18 protein-coding genes and 2 pseudogenes are annotated in these 21,959 nt (G+C 62.1%); 11 read left to right on the top strand and 9 right to left on the bottom strand.

What is annotated here, in order from left to right; all coding sequences use genetic code 11:
• Positions 1–40: 40 nt before the first annotated feature.
• From ACFVTM_RS17990 to moaA, 4 genes are all read right to left on the bottom strand, one after another.
• The gene (locus tag ACFVTM_RS17990) at positions 41–889 is read right to left on the bottom strand and encodes an EAL domain-containing protein (RefSeq protein ID WP_390205167.1); all 849 of its coding nucleotides are present in this window, start codon (positions 887–889) and stop codon (positions 41–43) included.
• Between the two features lie 706 nt (positions 890–1,595).
• Positions 1,596–2,411 (bottom strand): molybdate ABC transporter substrate-binding protein, encoded by an 816-nt coding sequence (gene modA, locus ACFVTM_RS17995; protein ID WP_390205169.1) that lies wholly within the window; start codon positions 2,409–2,411, stop codon positions 1,596–1,598.
• 509 nt (positions 2,412–2,920) lie between these two features.
• Entirely contained in the window at positions 2,921–3,373 is a 453-nt protein-coding gene (locus ACFVTM_RS18000) for a molybdenum cofactor biosynthesis protein MoaE (protein ID WP_390205171.1), read from the bottom strand.
• Positions 3,374–3,706: 333 nt separating this feature from the next.
• Entirely contained in the window at positions 3,707–4,828 is a 1,122-nt protein-coding gene (gene moaA / locus ACFVTM_RS18005) for a GTP 3',8-cyclase MoaA (RefSeq protein ID WP_390205172.1), read from the bottom strand.
• Positions 4,829–5,212: 384 nt separating this feature from the next.
• Between moaA and ACFVTM_RS18010 the strand changes: the two genes are divergently transcribed.
• Positions 5,213–6,406 (top strand): nitrate/nitrite transporter, encoded by a 1,194-nt coding sequence (locus ACFVTM_RS18010; RefSeq protein ID WP_390205173.1) that lies wholly within the window; start codon positions 5,213–5,215, stop codon positions 6,404–6,406.
• Here the strand turns inward: ACFVTM_RS18010 and ACFVTM_RS18015 are convergent.
• Positions 6,357–6,590 (bottom strand): helix-turn-helix domain-containing protein, encoded by a 234-nt coding sequence (locus tag ACFVTM_RS18015; protein WP_390205174.1) that lies wholly within the window; start codon positions 6,588–6,590, stop codon positions 6,357–6,359. The genes ACFVTM_RS18010 and ACFVTM_RS18015 overlap by 50 nt on opposite strands.
• 122 nt (positions 6,591–6,712) lie before the next feature.
• Complete coding sequence (locus tag ACFVTM_RS18020; protein WP_390205175.1) at positions 6,713–6,994, bottom strand: hypothetical protein; 282 nt, start codon at positions 6,992–6,994, stop codon at positions 6,713–6,715.
• A gap of 405 nt (positions 6,995–7,399) precedes the next feature.
• On the opposite strand from ACFVTM_RS18020, the gene ACFVTM_RS18025 reads away from it, so the two are divergent.
• The 10 genes and pseudogenes from ACFVTM_RS18025 to ACFVTM_RS18070 all read left to right on the top strand — a co-directional run bounded on the left by ACFVTM_RS18025 (position 7,400) and on the right by ACFVTM_RS18070 (position 17,622).
• A complete protein-coding gene (locus tag ACFVTM_RS18025) occupies positions 7,400–8,278 on the top strand; it encodes an FAD binding domain-containing protein (protein WP_390205177.1) in 879 nt (292 codons plus the stop codon).
• Positions 8,275–8,844, top strand: a complete 570-nt coding sequence (locus tag ACFVTM_RS18030; RefSeq protein WP_390205179.1) for a (2Fe-2S)-binding protein — start codon at positions 8,275–8,277, stop codon at positions 8,842–8,844. Before ACFVTM_RS18025 ends, ACFVTM_RS18030 begins: the two co-directional genes overlap by 4 nt.
• Position 8,845: 1 nt before the next feature.
• Positions 8,846–11,323: a xanthine dehydrogenase family protein molybdopterin-binding subunit gene (locus tag ACFVTM_RS18035; protein WP_390205181.1), complete on the top strand. Its 2,478-nt coding sequence runs from the start codon at positions 8,846–8,848 to the stop codon at positions 11,321–11,323.
• A gap of 12 nt (positions 11,324–11,335) precedes the next feature.
• Positions 11,336–12,223 carry an AAA family ATPase gene (locus tag ACFVTM_RS18040; protein WP_390205183.1) on the top strand — a complete coding sequence of 296 codons (888 nt, stop codon included), beginning with the start codon at positions 11,336–11,338 and terminating at the stop codon, positions 12,221–12,223.
• A 3-nt stretch (positions 12,224–12,226) separates the two neighbouring features.
• A complete protein-coding gene (locus tag ACFVTM_RS18045; RefSeq protein WP_390205185.1) occupies positions 12,227–13,438 on the top strand; it encodes a VWA domain-containing protein in 1,212 nt (403 codons plus the stop codon).
• The gene (locus ACFVTM_RS18050) at positions 13,422–14,516 is read left to right on the top strand and encodes an XdhC family protein (protein WP_390205186.1); all 1,095 of its coding nucleotides are present in this window, start codon (positions 13,422–13,424) and stop codon (positions 14,514–14,516) included. The genes ACFVTM_RS18045 and ACFVTM_RS18050 overlap by 17 nt, the downstream gene beginning before the upstream one ends.
• Positions 14,509–15,123, top strand: coding sequence for an NTP transferase domain-containing protein (locus tag ACFVTM_RS18055; RefSeq protein ID WP_390205187.1), 615 nt, complete (start codon positions 14,509–14,511; stop codon positions 15,121–15,123). The genes ACFVTM_RS18050 and ACFVTM_RS18055 overlap by 8 nt, the downstream gene beginning before the upstream one ends.
• A gap of 211 nt (positions 15,124–15,334) precedes the next feature.
• Positions 15,335–15,421, top strand: a complete 87-nt coding sequence (locus tag ACFVTM_RS18060; protein ID WP_390205341.1) for a hypothetical protein — start codon at positions 15,335–15,337, stop codon at positions 15,419–15,421.
• Positions 15,409–15,907 (top strand): annotated as a pseudogene (moaC, locus tag ACFVTM_RS18065) (cyclic pyranopterin monophosphate synthase MoaC). The gene ACFVTM_RS18060 and the pseudogene moaC overlap by 13 nt, the downstream one beginning before the upstream one ends.
• A gap of 1,496 nt (positions 15,908–17,403) precedes the next feature.
• Entirely contained in the window at positions 17,404–17,622 is a 219-nt protein-coding gene (locus ACFVTM_RS18070) for a hypothetical protein (RefSeq protein ID WP_390205189.1), read from the top strand.
• A gap of 202 nt (positions 17,623–17,824) precedes the next feature.
• On the opposite strand, the gene ACFVTM_RS18075 is transcribed toward ACFVTM_RS18070, so the two are convergent.
• The 3 genes and pseudogenes from ACFVTM_RS18075 to ACFVTM_RS18085 form a co-directional block, all read right to left on the bottom strand.
• A complete protein-coding gene (locus ACFVTM_RS18075; protein WP_390205191.1) occupies positions 17,825–19,678 on the bottom strand; it encodes a helix-turn-helix domain-containing protein in 1,854 nt (617 codons plus the stop codon).
• 272 nt (positions 19,679–19,950) lie between these two features.
• A pseudogene (locus ACFVTM_RS18080) lies at positions 19,951–21,106 on the bottom strand (thiamine pyrophosphate-dependent enzyme); the annotation flags it as partial.
• Between the two features lie 271 nt (positions 21,107–21,377).
• Positions 21,378–21,818 carry a hypothetical protein gene (locus ACFVTM_RS18085; protein WP_390205192.1) on the bottom strand — a complete coding sequence of 147 codons (441 nt, stop codon included), beginning with the start codon at positions 21,816–21,818 and terminating at the stop codon, positions 21,378–21,380.
• Positions 21,819–21,959 lie beyond the last annotated feature (141 nt).

The following is a 21,959-nucleotide window of genomic DNA, read 5'->3' on the forward strand; positions in this document are numbered from 1 at the left end:
TCACAGGCATCCAGACAGGGAATGGGCCTCCGTCGCCGGGTCAGGACCGCAGGCTACCGTCCGGATTTGTTAGGGACTGTGCTTCCTGCGCTGCGGGGGTCCACCCGGTCCAGTCCTCCGGCCGGGTTGTGGGCGCGCCCAGCAAATAGCCCTGCCCGGTGGTCGTGCCCAGCCCCGTGGCGGCTGCCAGTTCTGGGCGGGTTTCGATGCCCTGGGCGATCACGACGGCGCCGATGTGTTCGGCGAACCCGATCATTGCCTCACACAGGGAGGAATGAATCGGGTCCGTAGCAATGCCGGCGACAAGGTTGCGGTCCAGTTTGATGATGTCCGGCCGGAGCTGCCTGAAATGCCGGATCGACGTGACGTACGAGCCGGCATGATCAATGGCAAGACGGACACCGCTCCTGCGCAGTGGAGCCAAAGCCGTGAGCAGCGCAGCAGGTTGCTCCCTGGTCATGGCCTCGGTGAGTTCCAGGACCAAACGCGCAGGGGCGAGTGCCGATTCCTCCAGGAACCCCGGCAGGAGAGGGTCCAGGCAGGTGGACGGGGAGAGGATTCTGGCTGCGGCGAGGGCCGATTCCATTGCCGCGAATTCAAGATCGCTTCCGAGTCGCGCATCCCTGGCTTCGGCGAACCAGTCCGCCGGCTGGTCGCCGGTATCGCCACTGAACCGCGTGAGGGCCTGCGCTCCGATGACTTCCCCGTTGGAGTGGTCACGGATCGGCTGGAAGGCCGTCAACAGCATCCTGTCCTGCAGGACAGCCTCGATCCGCGAACGGACGCTCCCGCGCGGGCCTGAAAACGTGGCTCGGCCGTCCTCGGGCGCATCGCTTCGGCCCCCCGGAGGAAATTTGGTCAGGGCGCCAAGGGCGATAAGCTGCTCCACGAGCGCTGCTTCCGGTCGGTCAGGATGGGCGGCAAGACTATGACGCAGCTGATCCCGGGCGGCCGCCTGCGAAACCGTCACTTAGGCTGAGGGGCTAATCGGCCAGCAGGCCAAGCCCGCCAATTAGCCCCTTCCGAGACCTTGCTGGCACCGCTGCGTATTATTGTTGGGCGTATTCGCCTTCAGAAGGGCTCGTCGCTGGGCAATGAAGGGCGCGCGACTCGGCACGTCGATGTGGACGGCAGCCGGTAGGCACAGGTCTGCTGTCGGCGGGAATCATTGATCTTGACAGCGTTAACGTGCGGCACACCGCGGGCGCTACCGGCGACGCGGCGCCTCTTTGCAAAGTCCTGTCAGATTGGACTCTAAGTTCTTCCCGCAGGCCGTGCCGGAACGCTGAGTAGACCCTATCCTGACGGTGTCCAACGGACCGCCTGACGTCAGATTGGGGTGTAGCTCATTCGGATATTGCTCCGGAGCACTGCGTGTGTTCCCGGCGCACGTGAAGTTTAGAGGTGTCCGGGACTCACTTTTTTGTCATCCACCAGACCATTGCTGGCCTGGCCGGACATGGGGTCGCCCTGACCTGGCCTTGGTCGAGGGCGATCCCCGAAGTGCGGGGCGCTACGTGGTGCTGCCGCGATGGCGAAGATCCACGGCGGGATGCCGGAGTAACCGGCTCCGTGGCGTGAGGGCATCGGTGCTGTTATGGGGTGCCGAATCCGGCGTCGGCGAGGACCTTCCTGCCCTCGGCGCCGGTCACCGCCATGATGAATGCATTGGCTAGGTCCTTGTTCTTGCTAGCTCCGACGGTGGCGATCGGGTACGTGTTCACGGCCTTCTCCGACTCGCTGAACGGGATGCCCTTGACCTTGTCCCTGGCGGTCTTCACGTCCGTGACATAGACCAGCCCGGCGTCTGCTTCCTGAGAGGTCACCTTACCCAGCACGTCGGTGACCGAGGACTCTTCGCTGACCGGGGTCAGGGCCGTTCCGGTGGCCTGTTCGACTTTGTCGGTGGCGGAACCGCAGGGAACCTGCGGGGCGCAGACGACGACCTTTACGCCAGGCTTGGCCAGGTCGGCGAAGGAGGCGATGTTGGCCGTGTTTGCCGGCGGGACGGCGATCTCCAGGACGTTGGTGGCGAAATTGGTGGGCTCGCCGTCGATGAGCTTCGCGTCGGAGAGCTGGGTCATGTTCTTGGTGTCGGCCGAGGCCACCACATCCGCCGGGGCGCCCTGCGTGATCTGGGTGACCAGGTCCGTAGATCCGGCGAAGTTCAGAGTGACTTTCGTGCCAGGATTCGCGGCTTCAAAATCAGAAGCGATCTTCGTGAAGGTGGCCTTCAGCGAGGCAGCGGCAAAGACGGTGATGCGGCCTGCCTGAGCGGGCGCTTCAGGGGTGGTGGTTGACGCGGGCGCAGCAGGTGTAAATGCGCTGCCGGATGCACAACCAGCCAGCGCTGCCAGCGTCAACACGCTGGCGACGTAAACCGGGGTGCGCTGCGTGATGGAGAAATTCATACGGTGCTCTTTCGTTGTTGGTTTCGATGCTGTCAGTGGTCGCCTAACCAGCGGAACCCGTTGATCCAGATCGCCTCTGGTCTCGATGCCCTGGACGGGTTAATCCGAAGAGTGATTCCCCGGCACTGGCTGTTACGTGACATATCCCCGCTGTTTCTGTTGCCAAGCCGTCGAATCGGTTCTGCTCACGCACACTCACAGGGCAGGCGATGTGGCTGGACCAAACAGGTCCCGCCACATTGGCTGCAGGCTGACGTCCGATGTTCCGAGAGGGCGCGAGCCCTGGACCACAGCCGTCTCTGCGACTGCGGACACTTGGGTGGGCGGGGATAGACCGGTGTTGGAAGTCGGTGCTGATCGGAGCCGCCGTTGCTGTTGCCCTTCGACCGGTGAAACCGTAAGGCTTGAGCGCTCATTGAACGAAAGCCTTCGACTCTTGACCGAACCGAGGATGCCCGCCGGAGCAGGAGTCACATCAGGGTGATGGCTTGTTGCCGTCCTGGCAGGGGCTAGGCGGAACCTGTCCATTCATGGCTGCCGTCAGGGAAGACCTGACGCTTCCATACTGGCAAGCGTCTTTTGATCTCGTCGACGAGTTCGGCGCAGGCGGCGAACGCCTCTGCACGGTGTGCAGCAGACACGGCGGCTGCAAGCGCAACGTCGCCAACACCGAGCCTTCCCACACGGTGCTGAACGGCGACAGCGTCGACGTCTGCGCGTGCGGCGATTTCCGCCGCGATCTGACCCAGAATCGCGGTGGCGTTGGGGTGGCCAACATACTCGATCTCAGTCACCGACCGCCCTTCGTCGTGGTTCCGGACAACACCACTAAAGGTGACTACAGCACCGGCCGCGGAGTCTTCCACCGCTGACGCACAGCGGGCGACGTCCGCATTGTCCTCGCGAACCTCTGCAATGGCCACGCGATGAGCAGCCGGCAACAGTCGAGTCAGGTTGGTCATGCGATTTTCCTCGATTTCAAGACAGTCAAATTGAAAGGCGGCTTATCTTAGCCGCCAGCGAATGGTGGAAGGACATCGATGCGCAGGTGGTCCTGGTCAGGCAGGGGCGCCGACCGGTCCCGCGATGTCACGCCGTCCACGAGTAGCGCACAGATGCCCAGTACTCGCCCGGCTTCCGGTCGAACAACCGTCAAAGTGGACATGACTGACTCAAGGCTTGCCCCTCTGGGGACGGTGACCGTCTCCTCGTGGCGACCCATGGATTCAGCTGCGGCAGCAAAGTAAAACAGATTGAGCGTAGTTCTGGCCGAGACGTTGTGTACTCCCGTCACCTCACCCTCCGATCGCGCTCATCAGCCGCTCCGGCTGGAGGAAACTGGGCTCGTCAATGCCATGGCCAGCAAGCTTCCCCCAGTGTGCGGAACGCCAGATTTGAGCGAGATCTTCATCCGGGGCTCCGGAACGCATTGGCGTGCGCAGGTCGTGCTCTGATGTGGCGAAAAGGCAAGTCCGTACTTGTCCGTCGGCGGTCAACCGGGTTCGGTCGCAGGCACCGCAGAAGTTTTCGGTCACGGCCGAGATGATCCCCACTGTGCCGACGATTCGTTCCGTATCGTCTTCGAGTACGTTCCATGTCTCCGCCGGGGCAGATCCCCGGTCGCCGGGATTCGTGCCCACCAACAGATAACGCCTCCGCAGAATGGAGAGGATTTCGTCTGCAGAGACCATCTGCTCCCTGTTCCAGGCGTCGTGGGGCCCCAGGGGCATCTGCTCGATAAACCGTAACTGATAGCCGCCGCCCAGCGCGTAAGTCAACAGGTCAATCGCGTGCTCGTGGTTGACGTCGCGCAGGAGTACGGCATTGAGTTTGATTGGCGCCATTCCCGCTTCTGCGGCCGCTTTGATGCCGGCCAGCACTTCCGGCAACCTGTCACGACGGGTGATTTCAGCGTATGTTGCTCTGTCGACGGAGTCCAAGGAGACGTTCACTCGGGCGAGCCCTGCTTCGGCCAGCCCGCGGGCTCTGTGCGCCAACCCCAAGCCATTTGTGGTTAGTGACATGGACGGCGAAATGCCTTCATCCGTGCGCAGTGAGGCCGTCGCTTCAACGATTTTCTCGAGCCCTTTGCGGAGGAGGGGTTCGCCGCCCGTGAAGCGGACTTCCCGGACCCCGAGATGTTCAACGGCAACTCCTATCAGCCTGATGACTTCGTCATCTGAAAGCAGCGATGAACCTGGCGCCCACTCCAGTCCCTCGGCGGGCATGCAGTACTGGCAACGCAGATTGCACCGATCGGTGAGGGAAACCCGCAAATCGCGTGCGGTTCGCCTGTAGCTGTCGACGAGTGCGGGTGAGTCCGGACGCTCATCGGCACCACGAAGGCCCACAGGCGCCGTCCGGCCTGGCACGATTGGGATGCCGAGGGCTACTGTTCCCCGGGTCGATTGCTTCATGTATTTCCGCCTTTCGCTGGAGCCCGAAGCGACTGCCGTTACGACTTGCGCGCGAGCCATTTGCTCCTCCGCAGCTGAGTTGGAGAAGGCCTCGTGCTTCGTATTTCAGGATTCCATGCTCTTGACTGGAAGCGCATGTGTGCCGGCACAGTCCTGGAAGGAACTGATGTGACCAGGACCATGTCGGGATGAGCGTACGGACTCCATACTGGGACGCAAGTCCTGTCGGGTCCACGAACGAACCGGAAGAAGTGAACTAACTATGATCAGTCACCTTCAAACCTTGGCCGCGCTTTTTGGCAGCAGCCTCTGCGATGACCTCAGACGGCGAAGCGCTGGTGGTCGGGACGCGCACTACCTCGTCATGCTGATCGGTTACGACGCTTGACGAACGAAGCGGCCAACCACGGAGAGCCGGACCTAGCTAGTAAGAAGCCGGTTCTTGCCGCGGCATGTCTTGCTGCCGCAGCCGCGGGCTGGGGTCTGACAGCCGCAGGTGCCGGCGCGGGCGCCCTTTCCGAGGTGTATGACAGCGACCTCATCACCATCGGGCTGCTCACGACGGTGCTCGCCATTCCATATGCGGCCATGCAGTTGCCAGCTGGCCACTTGGTAGACCGTTTCGGTGCCAGACACACAGCACTTTTCGGCCTCGCATTGGTCGTTTTGTCTTACCTTGCGGCAGCCGCTATCCCGGTGCTGCCTGTTGCTTTCGTGGCTCGCGTTTTGGGTGGGGCCGGCAGCGCCGTCGGCTTCGTGGTGGGTGCGGAGTTGGCGAGGAGAGCCCGTGTCGGGGCGGTCGGACTCGGCGCTTTTGGCGGCTTTGCGATCGGTTCCGGGGGACTCGCAATTGCTGTTATTCCTGCACTCGAACCGGCATTGGGCTGGAGAACTGCCTGGCTGACCTGCGCTGCCGTGGCGGCCGGTGCGTTGGCCTTGGTGTGGGCATGCGTACCGGCCCACATCCCCAGCAAGCCCCACCCAATGATTCTTCGGGCCCACCGTCCGGTGCTCCGTGACTGGGAATTGCACCGGCTGGGCGCCGTCCACGCGGTGACACTGGGGCTCGGTGTGGTCCTCGGCAACTGGGTCGCGGTCATCCTCCACACTCGTTGGAATCTTCCCTTCGGAACTGCGGCAGCGATAGCATCCCTCATCTTGCTCATGACGATCGCCAGCCGGCCGCTTGGTGGGTTCATCGCGAGTAAGTACCCCCACTGCCTCCGCTGGGTCGTGCCTGCTTCGCTTGTTGTTTGCGCCGTGGCAACGGCACTGCTGTACCTTCCTTCCACGTCGCTGGTGGCGGTAGCCGCTGTCCTTAGTTTGGGCGTGGCAAGCGGACTGCCATTTGCCGCGGTCCTGCGGGGCGCACAGCGATGGCGGCCAGACCGTCCGGCTGCCGCGGTCGGCCTCCTCAACGCGCTGGCAAACGCTCTCGTGGTCTTGGGCACGCCATTGTTTGCTGCCGCCATTCAGCACGAGCAGGTCGGGGCCGCCCTGTTCACTACGGCGGCACTGTGGCTGGCTCCTATAGCTGCGCTGCCCCGTTCGCTCCACTCGGCCGCGGGGAACCGGTAGACACCTGAACGACCTGGTCTGCCATAAGAGCCATGCCAAAGTGGATGAGGGACTCAGTATTCGCCAGCGAAACGTGAAGTAACTCTTCTGCTTTGCGTACACGAAGCCCGACGGTGTTGGCGGGAACGTGGAGGTCTTTCGCGGTCTTGGCCGTGTTGAGATTGTTTTGAAGGTAGGAGAACAAAGTCTGACGAAGAACCGTGCCTCGCCGTTCGTCGTAGTCCCGGTGGACTGAGCACGCGGTCTGCGAATTCGATCACCTCCTCTACATGCTCGAGCTGGAGCAGCAAACCCAGTGGCCCCAGGTCAGTGAGCGTCACTGTTTCGTCGGCACGTCCCCTTTAGCCGGATGAGTTCCAGGGCACCGCGGCCTAGCCGGAACGCGCCAGGGTACCCCTGAAGCGAACTGCACGGTTGCGAAACGGCCACGGAGAGAGTTCCGCGGTTGTCCGCGCGGTGGACGGCGTCCCGCAGCTTGTTTGCGACCGCGCCCACATCACTGTTGCGGCGCCCGGCGGGCCACAGTGCTACGACGTGCGTTCCGACGGCCGCGACGAGCGGACACGAGCCGGCATGCGGTCTCCGCAATGAGGTTCAGAAGTGAGGGAAGGGTGGATGGCTGGTGTACCGCAGATGCGATTTCCTACTCCCCGCACCCACTCGTGAAGTTCAACACGTGGAATTGACACCTTGTTACTGTGCCACAACACAGGGAACCCAACTCAATGAGGTGTGGCCCAACAGATGCCGGTATCGGCTCCATGGAACACGCTATGTGTGCGGGAACATAGTCGAGCCCCCAAGGTGGTGTCGTCGACCATAGGTTTGCTTGCCGTGACAGGGCAGAGTTAGAACTCAATCGGCCGTGTGCCGAGTGAGGTTTCCGTTTTGAAGGAGAGCAATGAAGCCCCCCGTGTTAGCCCATAACGACGTGGCCCCGGCCCCCGAGGCGTTCAGCTTCGGCGCGCGCGCGGCCTGCAGCAAAGGAGCGCGATGAAACCGTCGGCATTCGCCTACTACGATCCGGAGACGCTCGACGAGGCGGTGGATCTGAAGCGGGAGCATGGCTCGGACGCAATGATCCTGGCGGGCGGCCTCAGCCTCATGCCACGTATCAGCATGCGCCTGACCAAACCCCGGGTGCTGATTGACATCAACCGCATCGAAGACCTCAAGCGAGTCGTTCAGAACAGCGCCTACATTGAGGTCGGCGCGGGAGTGCGCCAGCACGCAGTCGAGGTTCACTCGGGCGTCCGCGACCGGCTGCCCCTGCTCGCCGAGATGGTCACTTTCATCGGGCACGCGGAAATCCGCAACCGGGGCACAGTCGGCGGAAGCATATCTTTCGCTGACCCGGCGACGGAACTACCCTGCGCCTCCGTGACCCTGGACGCTGAAATGGTCGTCGTGGGTCCGAACGGAACACGGACGGTGAAGGCCCCCGAATTCTTTGTCGGAGCCTGGGTCAACTGTTTGGGACCCGACGAACTGCTGGCAGCGATAAGGTTCCGTGCGCAACAGGCCGACGGCCATGGCTTCGTGGAGCTATCACGCCGTGTCGGCGAACGCGCTCTCGCTTCTGCTGCAACGCAGATGACCTTTGCCGAAGACGGCGCCGTGGCTTCGGTTTCGATTGGCGTATCCAACATAGCGGACCGGCCGCTGCGGGCCACTGCCGCCGAACAGATGCTGGTCGGCCAGAAGCCAACCGAGGCCCTCATTTTGTCGGCTGCCCAAACAGTCACGGACCAGGTGAGCAACGGCGATGACATTCACGCCACACGAGCCTATCGGCAACACGTTGCAGGGGTTATCACTGCACGTTCCATCAGGGCTGCGGTCAACCGCAGCAAGAAGGGAGATCAGTCATGACGACGCAGTCCACCACTGACAGCGCCTACCGCCGCGCGGTGACAGTAACGGTCAACGGTAGAGAATTTACGCGCGACGTTGACACGCGCACCACGCTAGCCGACTGGCTCCGTGAAGATCTTCAACTGGTCAGCGTCCACCTCGGATGTGAACAGGGCGCATGCGGTTGCTGCAACGTGCTTCTCGATGGCGAGTCTGTCCGGTCCTGTCTGATGCTTGCTGTCCAGGCAAACGGACACGAAGTCGAGACCGTTGAGAGCCTGTCAGCTGACCCGAACCACCTCCACCCCATCCAAGACGCCTTCCACGAGGAACACGGCCTCCAGTGTGGATTCTGCACGCCCGCGATGGTCCTCCGCACCAAGGAATTGCTTGCCGAACAGCAGGACCGCACAGACGAGGACGTTCGTGATGGAATTTCCGGCATTCTGTGTCGATGCACCGGCTATCAGAACATAGTAAATGCCGTGCAGTGCGCTGCGCGGAAGATGACCAAGCAGTCTCCAGCGCCTATCGCAGCAGGTGTAGGCACAGGCGATAGCCCGGCTTCGGAACGGAAGGCTTGACATGACCGGAACAGCTCCAGCACAGGCCACGTCAGGGAACCACACCAGCGGCACGGAAAGCGTGCCCGCGCCTCCTGGCAGCAAGTTCAAATACATCGGTCGAAGCATGAAAAGGGTCGAGGACCCCCGATTGCTCGTGGGCAGGGGCGGATACATCGCGGACGTCCGAATTCCCGGCCTGAAGCACACAGCCCTGTTCCGGAGCCCCATAGCGCACGGGAAGATTGTCTCCATCGATGCCACAGAGGCGCTGAAAATTCCTGGTGTCATTGCAGTATTCACGGGTGAAGACTGCCGGGAAAAAATGAGTCCCTGCATGAACTTCGGCCCCACCACGATCCAGCAGTACCCCTTGGCCGTCGACAAAGTTCGCTACTTCGGCGAGGCAGTCGTCGCCGTGGTCGCAGACAGCCGCTACATCGCCGAGGACGGCGTCGACGCTTTGAAGGTCGAGTTTGAGGAGCTGCCTCCCATCGTCAGCCCCATGGCTGCCCTGGAGCCGGATTCACCGCTCGTGCATGAAGCCCACGGGTCCAACCTCGCCTACGAACGCACCTTCACCTTCGGTGAGTTTGATAAAGACTTCGAGGAGGCAGACATCATCGTCTCCGACCGCCTCCATTGGGGCCGCACAGCCGGCACCCCGATGGAAACAACAGGAGCGATTGCCCGCCCAGGCTTCAACGGCGTGCTCGAAATTTACTGCAACTCGATGAACTTCAGCTACTTTGTGTGGTTGATTGCCACAGCGCTGCAAGTCCCCAGCAACCGCATCACCATCAACCCCGTACCAGCCGGCGGCAGCTTCGGCAGTAAGTTCACCGCCCACAAGGTCCCGACACTTGCTGGGTTCCTGGCGTTGCAGCTCAACCAACCTGTCGCCTATATCGAGGACCGGCTCGACCACACCCTGAACTCCGACCATCACGGGTCAGACCGTTACTATGACGCCAGACTGGCTTTGAAATCCGACGGTACGTTCGTAGGACTCGACATTGACGTTATCGACGATTACGGGGCGTACCTACAGTTCGGAGTCGGGACGCACGGCAACGCGCTTTCACAATCGGTGGGGCCCTACCGTATCGGGAGCCTGCGCTACCACCTGCAGGCAGTGCTGTCCAACAAATGTCAGCAGGGGGCCTACCGGGGCTTTGGTTCGGAAGTGCAAAACTGGGTCCTTGAACGCCTCGTCGATCTTGCCGCCAAGGAATCCGGGCTGAAGCCTGAGGAAATCCGCCGCAAGAACTTCATTCAGCCGGAGCAGTTCCCCTACAAGATTCCCGGCGGCAACCTCTACGACTCCGGTAATTATGAGGCCGTGCTTGATGAAGCGCTGTCCATGATAGACGTTGAGCATTGGCGGCGGGAGCAAAAGCGACTGCGGGAGGACGAAAACCGGTATATCGGAATTGGTCTGGTTTCGACCCAGGAACGAAGCGTTTTCAGTTCGACTGAGTTCTGGTACTGGTTTGACGAGCCGGCCTTCCCCATCACATCCAGCCCGGAGAGCGCGACCGTTTCCATTGATCCGGCCGGCGAGTTCCAAGTGGTACTGCATTCACAGGCCATGTGGGGTAACAGCCCCGAAACTGTCGCGGCCATGGTCGTGGCCGAAGAATTCGGTGTCGATCCCGCCAAGGTCAACATCCGCTACGCCGATACCGCCCACGCGCTGCCGGGGACCGGCCCGGGCGGTAGCCGTTTCACCGTCATGGTGACCGGCGCCATCCGGGGAGCCTCACGCAAGCTTCAGAAGAAGATCATCGACATCGCAGCCCACACTCTCGAAGTGCCGGCGGAAGATCTCGAGGTTACGGACGGACGCGTCCAGGTCAAGGGCGCTCCCGGGGTCGGGCAATCCTTGGGTGAAGTTGCGGCAACCGCGTACTTTTTCGCCCTCAACCTCCCGCCCGGTGTCACCAGCGGGATGGAAGAGCAGTACACGTATGACCATCCGATCACGACGCTGCCCTCACCTGACCGCAGTGATTTGGGTATTTTCTACCCCATCATGGGTCACAACTGCCACATCGCCGTCGTCGAGGTCGACCCCGACACCGGCATGGTGAAAATCCTTGACTACGCGGCCGTCCATGACGCGGGAACCATCGTGAATCCGATCACCCTGGGAGGTCACGTCACCGGCGGCGCAGCCCAGGGTATTGGCCAGGCGCTGCTGGAAGAACTGCCCTACGACGAGGACGGTAAGTTCCTGGCGACATCTTTCCGCGATTACCTCGTGCCTTCTGCCCATGAGGTACCCGCCATGAAGCTTGGCCACGTTGAGACGCCCTCGCCCTACACGGAATACGGTATCAAGGGAGGCGGAGAGGGGGGCCGCATGGCCACGCCCGGTGTGCTGTCTCAAGCTGTCGACGACGCGCTGCGGGAGTTCGACATGCGCGTTCGGGAGCTGCCCATCAAACCATCCCGGATTGTCTCTGACGTCCTCGCGTCGACGGCCCGGAAGCCGTAGGCGGTGGATCCTATGATCGATACTCTCGGTTCGGCCGCGCGGGTAGGCGCCCCTGCCAGCGCGGCCGAGCTGCAGGCCAGCCTTCGCAGCGTGGATTATCTCGCAGGCGATGACCTCGCCATGGCAGCGTTCCTCGCGCTGAAGCTCAACCGTCCACTTTTGCTGGAAGGGGAAAACGGTGTGGGGAAGACGGAGATTGCCCATGCCTTCGCGGGTCTCCTCGGCAGGGAACTGATCCGGCTGCAGTGCTACGAAGGGATCGACGCCAGCCAGGCCCTCTATGACTGGCACTACCCCAGGCAGCTGCTTGCCGTGAGGGAAGGCAAAGGACACGGCGATGTGTTCACCCCGGAATTCCTGATTGCCCGACCGCTGCTCCGGGCACTGGAGAAAGGCGACGGGGCCGTCCTGCTCATTGACGAACTCGACCGTGCCGACGACGAGTTCGAGGCGTTCCTTCTCGAGTTGCTCTCGGACTTCGCCGTGACCATCCCTGAAGTGGGGTTGGTGCGCGCAGAACAACCGCCGCTGGTCATCCTGACATCCAACCGGACACGCGAGCTCCACAATGCCGTCCGCAGGCGCTGCCTGTACAGCTGGGTGGCGCACCCGGACGCCCAACGTGAGCTGGAGATCATCAAGCTCCGGGCCCCGGACGTACCCCAAGAGCTGGCCATTGAAGTGAGCGGAGCAGTCGCCAGGATCCGCGGCCTTGACCTGGTTCACCGGCCAGGTGTCGGGGAGGCTCTGGATTGGGCCAGCGCCCTGCACATGCTGGGCGTCATGTCCCTGGACCGTGAAACAGCCCGAGTCACCATGGCCGCACTCATCAAGGACGTCGATGACCAGCGTAAGGTCCAGGCGCACCTTGATGATGTCATCCCTCCTGCCCAGGACTAAACGATGGAGCTCTTGACCGGACAGCGGCAGGAAAAGGTCACCGAAGACCGTTCCGACCCGGCACAGATGTGCACAGGCTTCGCTGCCGTGCTCCGCAGGTGCGGGGTGCCTGTGGGGACGTCGCAGTCCATCACCTTTCATGCCGCCGTTCACGAGCTCGGCGACTTCACCCCGGCCGAGCTGTTTTGGGCAGGTAGGGCGGTGTTCGCCACAGACACCACCGCTTACGCTGCCTACGCATCGGCGTTCGCCGAATATTTTTCGGAGAGTGTGTCCAACGAGGATCTTCCGGCTGCCGCCAAACCTCCCGTCGGTATCTTCGCGGAGGAAGCCGAGGAGGCCGAACGGCCGCCGATGAATCTGGAGGTAGGTGAAGAGCTCCTGGAGCTCCCAGAAGAGGCACGCGTCCTTGCCAGCGAAGTGGAACGGCTGCGCGTGAAATCTTTTGCACTGATGACCGAGCAGGAGCGGCAGGAATCCGCACAAATCATCCGTCATCTTCGCCTGCGACTGGACCGCCGGCCGAGCCGGCGGCGGACCACGGCACGGACGGGCCCATTCCTGGATATGCGGGGTACGCTGCGGTTTCTGTTATCAACGGATGGGGAACCGACACGTCTCTGCCGCCGCCGCCGGAGGATCCGCCAACGTCCCATCACCTTCCTGCTGGATGTTTCGGGGTCCATGGGAGCGAACGTCCACGCAGTTCTACGTTTCGCGCACGCCTTGGCCAGGGCGGGGGAGCACGTCGAGGTTTTTACCGTCGGTGTCCGCCTCCACCGGGTCAGTGACGCCCTGCGGTCCGCGTCGGCAGACCGCGCCCTGGAACTCGTGGGGCAGATCGTTTCCGACTGGGACGGTGGCACTCGTCTGGGGAGCTCCTTCTCCGAACTTCTGCAACGCAGTCATGGTCACAACACCCTCCGGGGCGCCGTCATTGTGATCTGCTCCGACGGGCTGGATCACGATGAGCCGGAGATATTGGCGACAGCCATGGACCGTCTTCACCGGCTCTGCCACAGGCTCATCTGGCTCAATCCTCTGAAGTCCGATCCACGCTATGAACCGCTTGCCCGGGGGATGGCCGCAGCCCTTCCCTACATTGATGACTTCCGCGCCGGACACAACATTGCCAGCCTGGAGGGCTTGGCCACCGTGCTGGCCGGCGGTAAGACGAACACCACGAAAGGCCCTGTCAGTGAGAGACATTCTTGAGGAAGTGACCGGGTGGTACCGCGAGGGCACCCGGTTTGCGCTGGCCACAGTAGTACAAACATGGCATTCGTCACCCCGGTCGGCTGGCGCCGCGATGGCTGTGTCGGAGTCGGGCGACGTTGTGGGCAGCGTCTCCGGAGGATGCGTCGAGGGCGCTGTCTTTGAGCTCGCCCAGGACGTCCTGGCCACCGGCTTACCTGTTCGGCAGACGTATGGGGTCTCGGACGGGGAGGCGTTCGCCGTGGGGCTTACCTGTGGAGGCACCATTGAGGTGTTCGTTGAACTGGTGACCCCAGAGCTTTTCCGGAGACTCCCGGACGTCGCGGAAGCGGTCGGGATGCGCAGCGCGGTGGCTGTTGCCACCGTCATCGGGGGCGATGCTGACGTCGGAGCGCACATGATGGTCACCGAAGGTTCTGCAATCGGTTCCTTCGGGGAGCACTCACTGGACCACAACATCGCCGAAGTGGCGCAAGGAATGCTTGCCCAGGGCCTCAACGGCGTTGTGCATGTTGGTCCTCATGGCGAGCGGAGAATGGACGACGTTACCGTGTTTGTCGAATCTTTCGCGCCGTCACCTGAGATGATTGTTTTTGGCGCCATTGATTTCGCGGCCGCCGTGGTGCGCATCGGCAAATTCCTTGGCTACCACGTAACCCTTTGCGATGCCCGTCCGGTGTTCGCAACCCGGCAGCGGTTCCCGGAAGCAGACGAGATTGTCGTCGAATGGCCCCACAAATTCCTGCAATCCAGAACTGTCGATGAACGGACGGTGCTGTGTGTGCTGACGCATGACCCGAAATTCGACGTCCCCCTCCTCGTTGAGGCGCTCAGAACCAAAGCGGCGTACATAGGGGCGATGGGGAGCCGCCGTACCCATCTCGACCGACTCGATAAGCTACGCAGTGCCGGAGTCGGGGCTGCCGAGCTGGAACGGCTGTCGTCGCCAATCGGTTTGGATCTCCGGGGCAGAACCCCGGAAGAGACAGCCGTTTCCATCGCCGCCGAAATTATCGCCTCAAGATGGGGCGGCTCGGGACAACGGCTACGAGAGTTATCGATGCCGATCCATGCCTGAAACGACTGCCGCGGCGCGGGAAGGCAAGGTGGACGTGGCGGCCATCATTCTCGCAGCGGGTGCCGGCTCGCGTTACGGGTACCCCAAGATCCTCGCTCCAGGCTTCCTTGATGCCGCCCTGGGGGCTCTGGACGGCGCAGGAGTAGCCAAAATCATGGTCGTTACCGGCGCCCGCCGCGTGGTCCTGCCTGACAATGTCCAGGAAGTATTCTGCCCTAGATGGCACCGCGGCATGGGTGCCTCCTTGCGTAGCGGCCTCGAGGCAGCGGCCGGGGCGGCCCAAAGGCTTCTTCTGCATGTCGTTGACTGTCCGGACGTCGACTCCCATGTTGTGAGACGGATCCTGGAACAAGACACTACCCGGCCGGCACGGGCCGTCTTCGAGGGGAAGCCCGGACATCCAGTGGTCCTGCCACGGCCTTACGTCACCAAGCTCCTTACCGTTCTTGACGATGCCGCCGGCGCTGGCCGCTACCTGGCCGGCTTGCCGGAACTGCTACAGGTCGAGTGCTCAGACCTCGCTTCCGGGCATGACATTGACGTTCCGGGCGAGGCCGGACAATACACATGGGAGCAGGTATCCCCGCCGCCGGGCGCGGGGAACTGAAAAGCTCCTTTCCGGCTGTAGCTTTCTGACTGCGGCGATACCTGCCGCGCCCGAAACTGCAAAGCAGGACACTCCGGGACCGCGCCGGCTGGCCGGGCCTGAGTCCGGCTGTGGGCGGTCGCTGTTCTTCCCACCCCCGATACCAAGACCACCACAGCAGGATGTCCGTGCCCAGATCTGAGGGGGCGTTGACTCGCATCTGGTCCATGCGTTGGCCCGGGCCAACGCCCTGCTGCAGATCCCCAGCGACGTCACTCATCTGGCCCAAGGTCCGGAAGTCGAAGTATGGATGCTTTGAACCAACTCCCCGGTATCACTGGCGAACTGACCCACCTCAGGCAAGACGGCACTGCACAGATGGTGGATGTCTCCGAGAAGGATGTCACCACGCGTGAGGCAATGGCCAATGCCACTGTCCACAGCACGCCAGGCGTTATGACCCTGCTGGGAGCCGGCGAGTTGCCCAAGGGTGATGCGCTCGCAGTGGCGCGTGTTGCGGGGATCATGGCGGCCAAGAAGACAGCCGAATTAATCCCCCTGTGCCATCCGCTGCCATCTCCAAGGTCATCGTGGATTTTGAACTCGGCGTCGACTCCGTGTGCATTCGGGTCACCGTCAAAACCAAAGGAGTCACGGGCGTCGAGATGGAAGCCTGACCGCAGTTTCGGTCGCGGCCCTGAGCGTCTACGACATGATCAAGGCAGTAGATAAGCACGCAGCGCTTACCGACATCCGCGCGCTGGCCAAGAGCGGCGGAAAAAGCGGAAACTGGACCATCCGGTAGGGCATCACCAGGGCGTGCGCCTGACGGGACGCTCGCGGCAGCATGCCCAGCCTCGACGCTCGAGTGGAAGAGATTCGCCTTGCGGGCTTCCGCGCGCTTTGTTGCTTGTTGCCGGGCGGGGTTGGAGGAGAGTGCGGCTCGCTCGGGACCGCACCTCCGCATCTGCTCATCCTGGCACCGAGGGCGGTGGAGCGTGGCGTCCGTTGTCTGACACGTTCCGGGTATCGGCTGTTCAGCATGGCAGCCGAAGGTCGGCCGCGGTTGCGGGAAGGCGGATCCAGTATGCCGGAATATGGCTGCTTTGAGAGTGGGCCTTCGTCGCCCGGGTAGCAGAACGACGTGGAGGGTGAATAGAAGCCCCATGCCACCTGGAGCGGGTCTGCGGGCCTTAGCGCGTACACGGGGTGGCTGGCATCCAGGAACTCGAAGCTTGTCACCTCCCAGCCTTCCGCCAACGGGGTCTGAAATGGGTACATACCACTGCTGACTTCGCCGTTGACGTCTGTCACGTAACGGAGCTGCCCGCGGCCCGTTGCGGCGATTCCCTCGCCGACGGTGGCGGTCGTCCGAATTATGGGAACACCGTCGGCCTCTGTGGTGGCAGTCAGAACGCCGTCTTCCACGACGGGCGTCGTCTTACCGGGCCTCGCGGGTGCCCCTCTGTGAGGCGTGCTCGCGCATGTCTGCGTTGGAATTGAAGTCGTTCGTCACCACCGCCCGGGTATCTTGCCGTCCGGCGTATCGCGGCCTGACAGGTCAGCGCCACAATACGTTAGGGAGTATGCCTCGAAGGCGGACGTCTGGTCGGTCGAGTCGACGACCTACTGGTTGACGAAGCACTGGGCGTTTTCAGCGAGCTCCAACTCCGCTGGGACGAGTCCGCGCACCGCGGCCGGGTCCGCGGGCACCCAGGTGAAGTAGGGCATCCGGCTTCCTGTCAGCGATGGTCGAAATCCGCCGCCGTCACAATGGCTCACTTTTCGACCGTCACCGACAATTCCAGTAACCAATTGCGGCGCTTCGAGTACAGCCATAGAGCATCTCCTTTTGTAGTGCAGCCGACCAGGTTCAGCTGGCGTGCCGATCACACTACTGCTCCCGGTGTGGACAACCTATGGGTGGCTCCGCTGGCTCAGGTGCCTGATTCTGTGTGGCCTCACAGTGCCGGGCAGTTTCGACGCCTGTAGCCGGTTGCACCGACCGGACTGCATAGTTTCTGGTCCGGAAGCGCGTGGCCGCTGCCGTCCCTGCCCAAAGGCGGGGCCGGTCAGCCAGTCTTCGTGTTCGTCGGCACATGAGAGCAGCGGAAAGTGTGGTCCGCGGCTCATGGTGAGGAGGCGATTTGGGGCACATACTCGAAGCAACGGAGTCATTCCCAGTGGGCCGAGGTCTACCCCAACTGTCCGGCCGTTCCGCGAGGCGCGAGTCGTTCGGCCAACACATTGACTCGCGACGTTTGCGAGTTCCCGTCGGCGACGGGCAAGAAGGAGAGAGTTATGGTCAGTCAGAAGAAGCAGACCCCCGGCGTCCTGGCGGAGGTTTCCGAAGACCGCCCGGCGGAGTGGAACCTCACCCCTGAGCCGAGGGAACCACGGTTGCCTGCCTGCATCGACGATTTGGCGGCATCGCCGTGGGTCGGTCTCCATTTCAGGCATGAATTCCTTCTCCAGCACAGCCATGAACTGTTGGAGCTTTTCCTGCCCGCATCGCCCTGAACAGCCTGTACGTACCCGGCAGTGTCAGGGCTCAGACACCTTGGCCGCAACAGCATTTCCGGCCGCGTGATGGCAGCCGGCCACACCGGCAAATGAACTCGGGCAGGGCCCGACACGGAACCGCTGTCAGTCAATGGGTACTGGGTAAGAATCCAGCGATGGGGACAGCGACAGCTGTCACGCATTCACCGTCGGGATGGTTCTACGTGGCGCGTGCCTGGATGACGTCGTCGATTGTCAGGGCAGTGCTAATATGCGTCAGGGATGCGATGCTCGTGAGCTGTAGTCCGAGAATCTCCTCGATCCGTCGGCGCCGCTGGTCGACAGTGTTTTTGTGGACGAACAGCTGTTCCGCAGTCGCCTTGGTGTTGAGGTCGTTCCTGATGAGGGCGGAAAGTGTTGGAAGCAACGCCGTACCTTGCGCCCGGTCGTAAGCCCGCAACGGTCCTAGAACTTGCTCAGTGTAGCTCTCGAGGCGCGACGTGTCCGGCACCTGCAGGAAGAGCCCGGCCATTCCGAGATCGGACAGGACGAGCGTACGGGTGTGCAGGCCGCGAAGGGCGGCGAGTTCGACGGCACCCCGGGCGATGGCGAAGGTTTCGGGATAGCTGGCGGGATTGTTGACCGGCCCAGTAATCACTGTGATGGCTGACATCGCAGCTGTGCTGTTACCGGTCAGGCTGCGGCGGATGTCCTCGCTGACTGCACGGACGGTCTCCAACGGCTGGTTCTCCACCGGCCAAAGGGCGACGACATAGCCTCCGTGCATACCGAGGAGAGGCTTCGGCGTGGTGTTCTCGCTGAGGCGCATGAACGTCGAGGCCAGCCGGTACTGCAATGGCCCTTCGAGGCCGTTGTCGTACCTTGCGAGGATGACAGCGTGTGGTTGTGACAAGTCGTGGCCGAGACTCGCGGCTTGGTTGATCAGCGCAGTAGAACCCCGGACAGCCCCACTGAGCAGTCCCGAAAGTATTTCCCCGGAGTGTCTCCAGGCAGCTTCAGCTGCGGTCCGGGTCCGAAGGAGCTCAAGAGCCATGACCGTCGCGGCATGTTCTATGGTGCGTCGGTCCAAGGGTCCCAAGGATTCCAGCTGACCGTTAGTCCAGATCCACGCGACGATCTCGTCTTTAATCATGACAGGTGCACGGAGGACAGAAACTGGATGTCCGCTCCCGGACAGTACCTGGGTTTGCGCGAGAGCCGGAGACTGCGGTCCTGCTGCCGCTGGTTCGGCATGCTGGTAGCTCGTTTCCCGGATCAAGATGTCGGGCAGTGATTCAGTTCCAACGAGGGAATTGCACAAGAGCGCGCCATTTGCCCCCCGGACCGTCACAGGACGGGCGATCAGCTCCGCCAAAGCGGCCGAAACGGTGGGAACGCCGCCTCCTTCCAAAGCGAGGGCAGTGAGTCGCTCATGGACCTCCGCACCTTGGCGCTGAAGGTCATACTGTTCTTCCAGGCTCGCGTTCGTGATGTTCAGATGTTCAATTGTCCGCGCTTGGTCTGTTTTCAATCTGGCCGTCGTGATGGCGATGGCAGCCTGATCGGCCAGCATCGTCAGACGTGCCTCCTCTTCTTTTGAGAAGTCGTGGGCGGCTCTTGTGTAGCAGTTGAGTGTGCCGAGGATTTCGCTGGCCGTGTTCAGCGGCACCGAGATCATGGACAGGAAGCCTTGGTCTGAGGCTACTCCGCCCCACGGCCCGAAAGAGGGGTTGGTTCGCGTATCGGCAACGTGGACTGCGACGCCAAGCGTAAACGCCTGGCTTGAAGGAGCAGGGGTGGAAACTCCATGCAGCCGAATGGGATGGGTTGCGTTGACATCCTGGATGTAGTCCTCGGAGAGGCCGAATGAACCCTTGATCAACAGCACCCGATTCTCGGGGTCCGGCAGCGTGATGGCGCAAAAATCGTAGTCCATGAGCCGGCATGCCGTTTCGGCGATGACTGAGAGCAGAGCATCAAGTGAAGCTCCCTGATTGACCGCCGAACCAATTTCGGCGACTGAGTGCAGCCACCCCTGCAGCTGCTCGGCTATCCGGTCCGGTCGCACTTTCACCTTCCAAGTTTTTCAAGAATCGCTGCGGCGCTCAGTTTACAAGCAGAGTATTTCCACGATGCCAGCCCGCTCACGTTTCGGACAATGTGCAGGGGGACACTCAATGTGCCTGCTTTATGTTCCTAGAGACCTAGGATGTGGCTGTCTTGCCGGGATCACTTAGCGATGGCCGTCACTGGGGGTGCCGTCAGCGGAGCCGCCTACTAGCTCAAATCCGTTCCGTTTAGCCGGCTCTGGCTGCAGCGGCCACCTCAAGCCGTGGTGCGGGCATCCTGAGCCATGAGGGCGAAGTCAGGATTGCGCAAGTGCGTTCCGGAAGTGCGTGCAGGGTAGTGCTTTTCCTGATGTGTGCGGATCGTGCCGTACTCCTGGTTATCCATCACGATGACCAGTGGAGTGGCGCCGTATTGCGCGGCCGTGGCCAGCTCCTAGCCATTCATGAGGAATTCGCAGTCTCCCGCGATAGTTACCACGCGCCGGCCGGGTACTCCAGGGAAGCGGCCACTGCGGCGGACACGGAGTAGCCCATCGAGCCGTTTCTTGCGCTGATCATCGATGCGTACGATTCGGTGGGGAAGTACCTGTGCGCCCAGTTGGTGTGCTCACCTGCCCCAAAGGTCACCATTGCGTCCTGTGGCAGTTTGGGATGAGGTTGGCCATCAGGGTGTCCATCCGGGCTTGTCCGGATGAAGGTACCGGGGCCGGCAGCTGGGCGAACGTCTCTTGCTCGGCCCTCATCCGTTCAGTCCACGCCTGCCATTGCGGTTTGATCGGCAGGCTCACCGCTGCGAGGTCCCGGACGAATGCATCCGGTTTTGTTCTCTGCATCCAGAGCCTCGCTGAGTGCTTGAATGTCGAGTCCGGTCATGCCTCCGGCCGCAACGGGGAATGGGGGATGCAGTTCAGCAGGGACCAGCCCGCGGATAACTTCTTCGGGGAGCCCGACGACGACGGGTCCCGGGCGGCCACTCATGGCAGCGAACATGGCTGCCGCGACCAGTTCGGAAGCCCGTTCCGCGTGGTCGAGGACCATGACACGTTTGGCGCCCGTGTCAAACCATGCTTGAGGTCAAACTCCTGAAAAGCTTCGCGGTCCCGGTGGGCGAACGGGATCAACCCCACGAATAGCACCATCGGAGTGGAATCCTGCCACGCGGTGTGCAGGCCCACATGAGCGTTGGCCGTCCCGGGGGCCCTAGTGACCATGGCGACACCGGGGATTGTGTCCATTTTGCCGTCGGCTTCGGCCATGGAGCTGGCGCCGCCCTCACGACGGCATAGAATCGCGTCGGTCTCCGAGTCGTGGAGCCCATCTAGGACATCAAGGAAGCTCCCTTCGGGTACGACGTGCACCCTCTTGACACCGTGCGCGCGCAGGCTGTCAACAATGACGTGGCTTTCAGTCTTGGAAGAGGAATCCGGCTGGATGGGCGGGCCGTCGTTTAGGTCATCGTCTGTAATGCTTTCTCTAGGTGTGGCCTGGGTCTGGTCATCGGCGCAGCGAAGGCTAAAACGGACCCGGTAGGGCCGGCTGCGGCGGGGAAGCACACGTATTTCTGGCTCAGGATCTACGGGATTGGTGGAGTTCCGGACCCAGCAGCTTTGTGCTGTGTGCGTGGCATCCCACTGTGGTGGGCCATAGAAAAGGTCCCGGGCTGTCGCTGAAAGCGAAAGCCCGGGACCTCTCCCACCCGTACCGTTACTTTTCGGTCAGCGTCAGTGGTGCGTTCTCGGAATTCAGATGCTCGACCGTGGTGAAGATGATCTCGTTCTCACCCACGTTTTCGATGTCGTGAAGCAGGTACTCACCGGCACCGAAGTGGAAGTGCCGGGTTTCTCCCGGCTGGTAGGACACCTCGCGGGTGGTGCCATCGAAGGTGTGCTGGCGGCTGCGTCCTGCGGTGACGGCCGTCCAGAAATAGTCCAAAACATGCCGATGGGCATGCCACCGCTCGCCCGGGGCGAGCCTGATCTCCCAGACACGAACCCGGTCGTTTTCGCTCAGAAGCTTGGATCCAACGGCGCCGTCGAATGCGTGATCTTCGAATTCGCGGCGAAGGTCTTCGGACCAGCCTTGGAAGTTCGTGCCGACAAGTTCACCGGCGAGGGGAAGGTCAGAGAGGAATCGTGTTTCAGTCATGCGTTCAGCACCCTTTCAGGGGGTCGGTATTGGTTGCGTTCTTGAAAATGTCATAACCATTTCCATGTCCGAGAAGCTTCAGACGGTGGCTGATCAGGGTCGTAGGGTCGTTAGACCGCGCAGCATCGCTGGAGCATGGGC

The organism is Arthrobacter sp. NPDC058130 (assembly GCF_042884475.1).
Classification (GTDB): Bacteria; Actinomycetota; Actinomycetes; order Actinomycetales; family Micrococcaceae; genus Arthrobacter.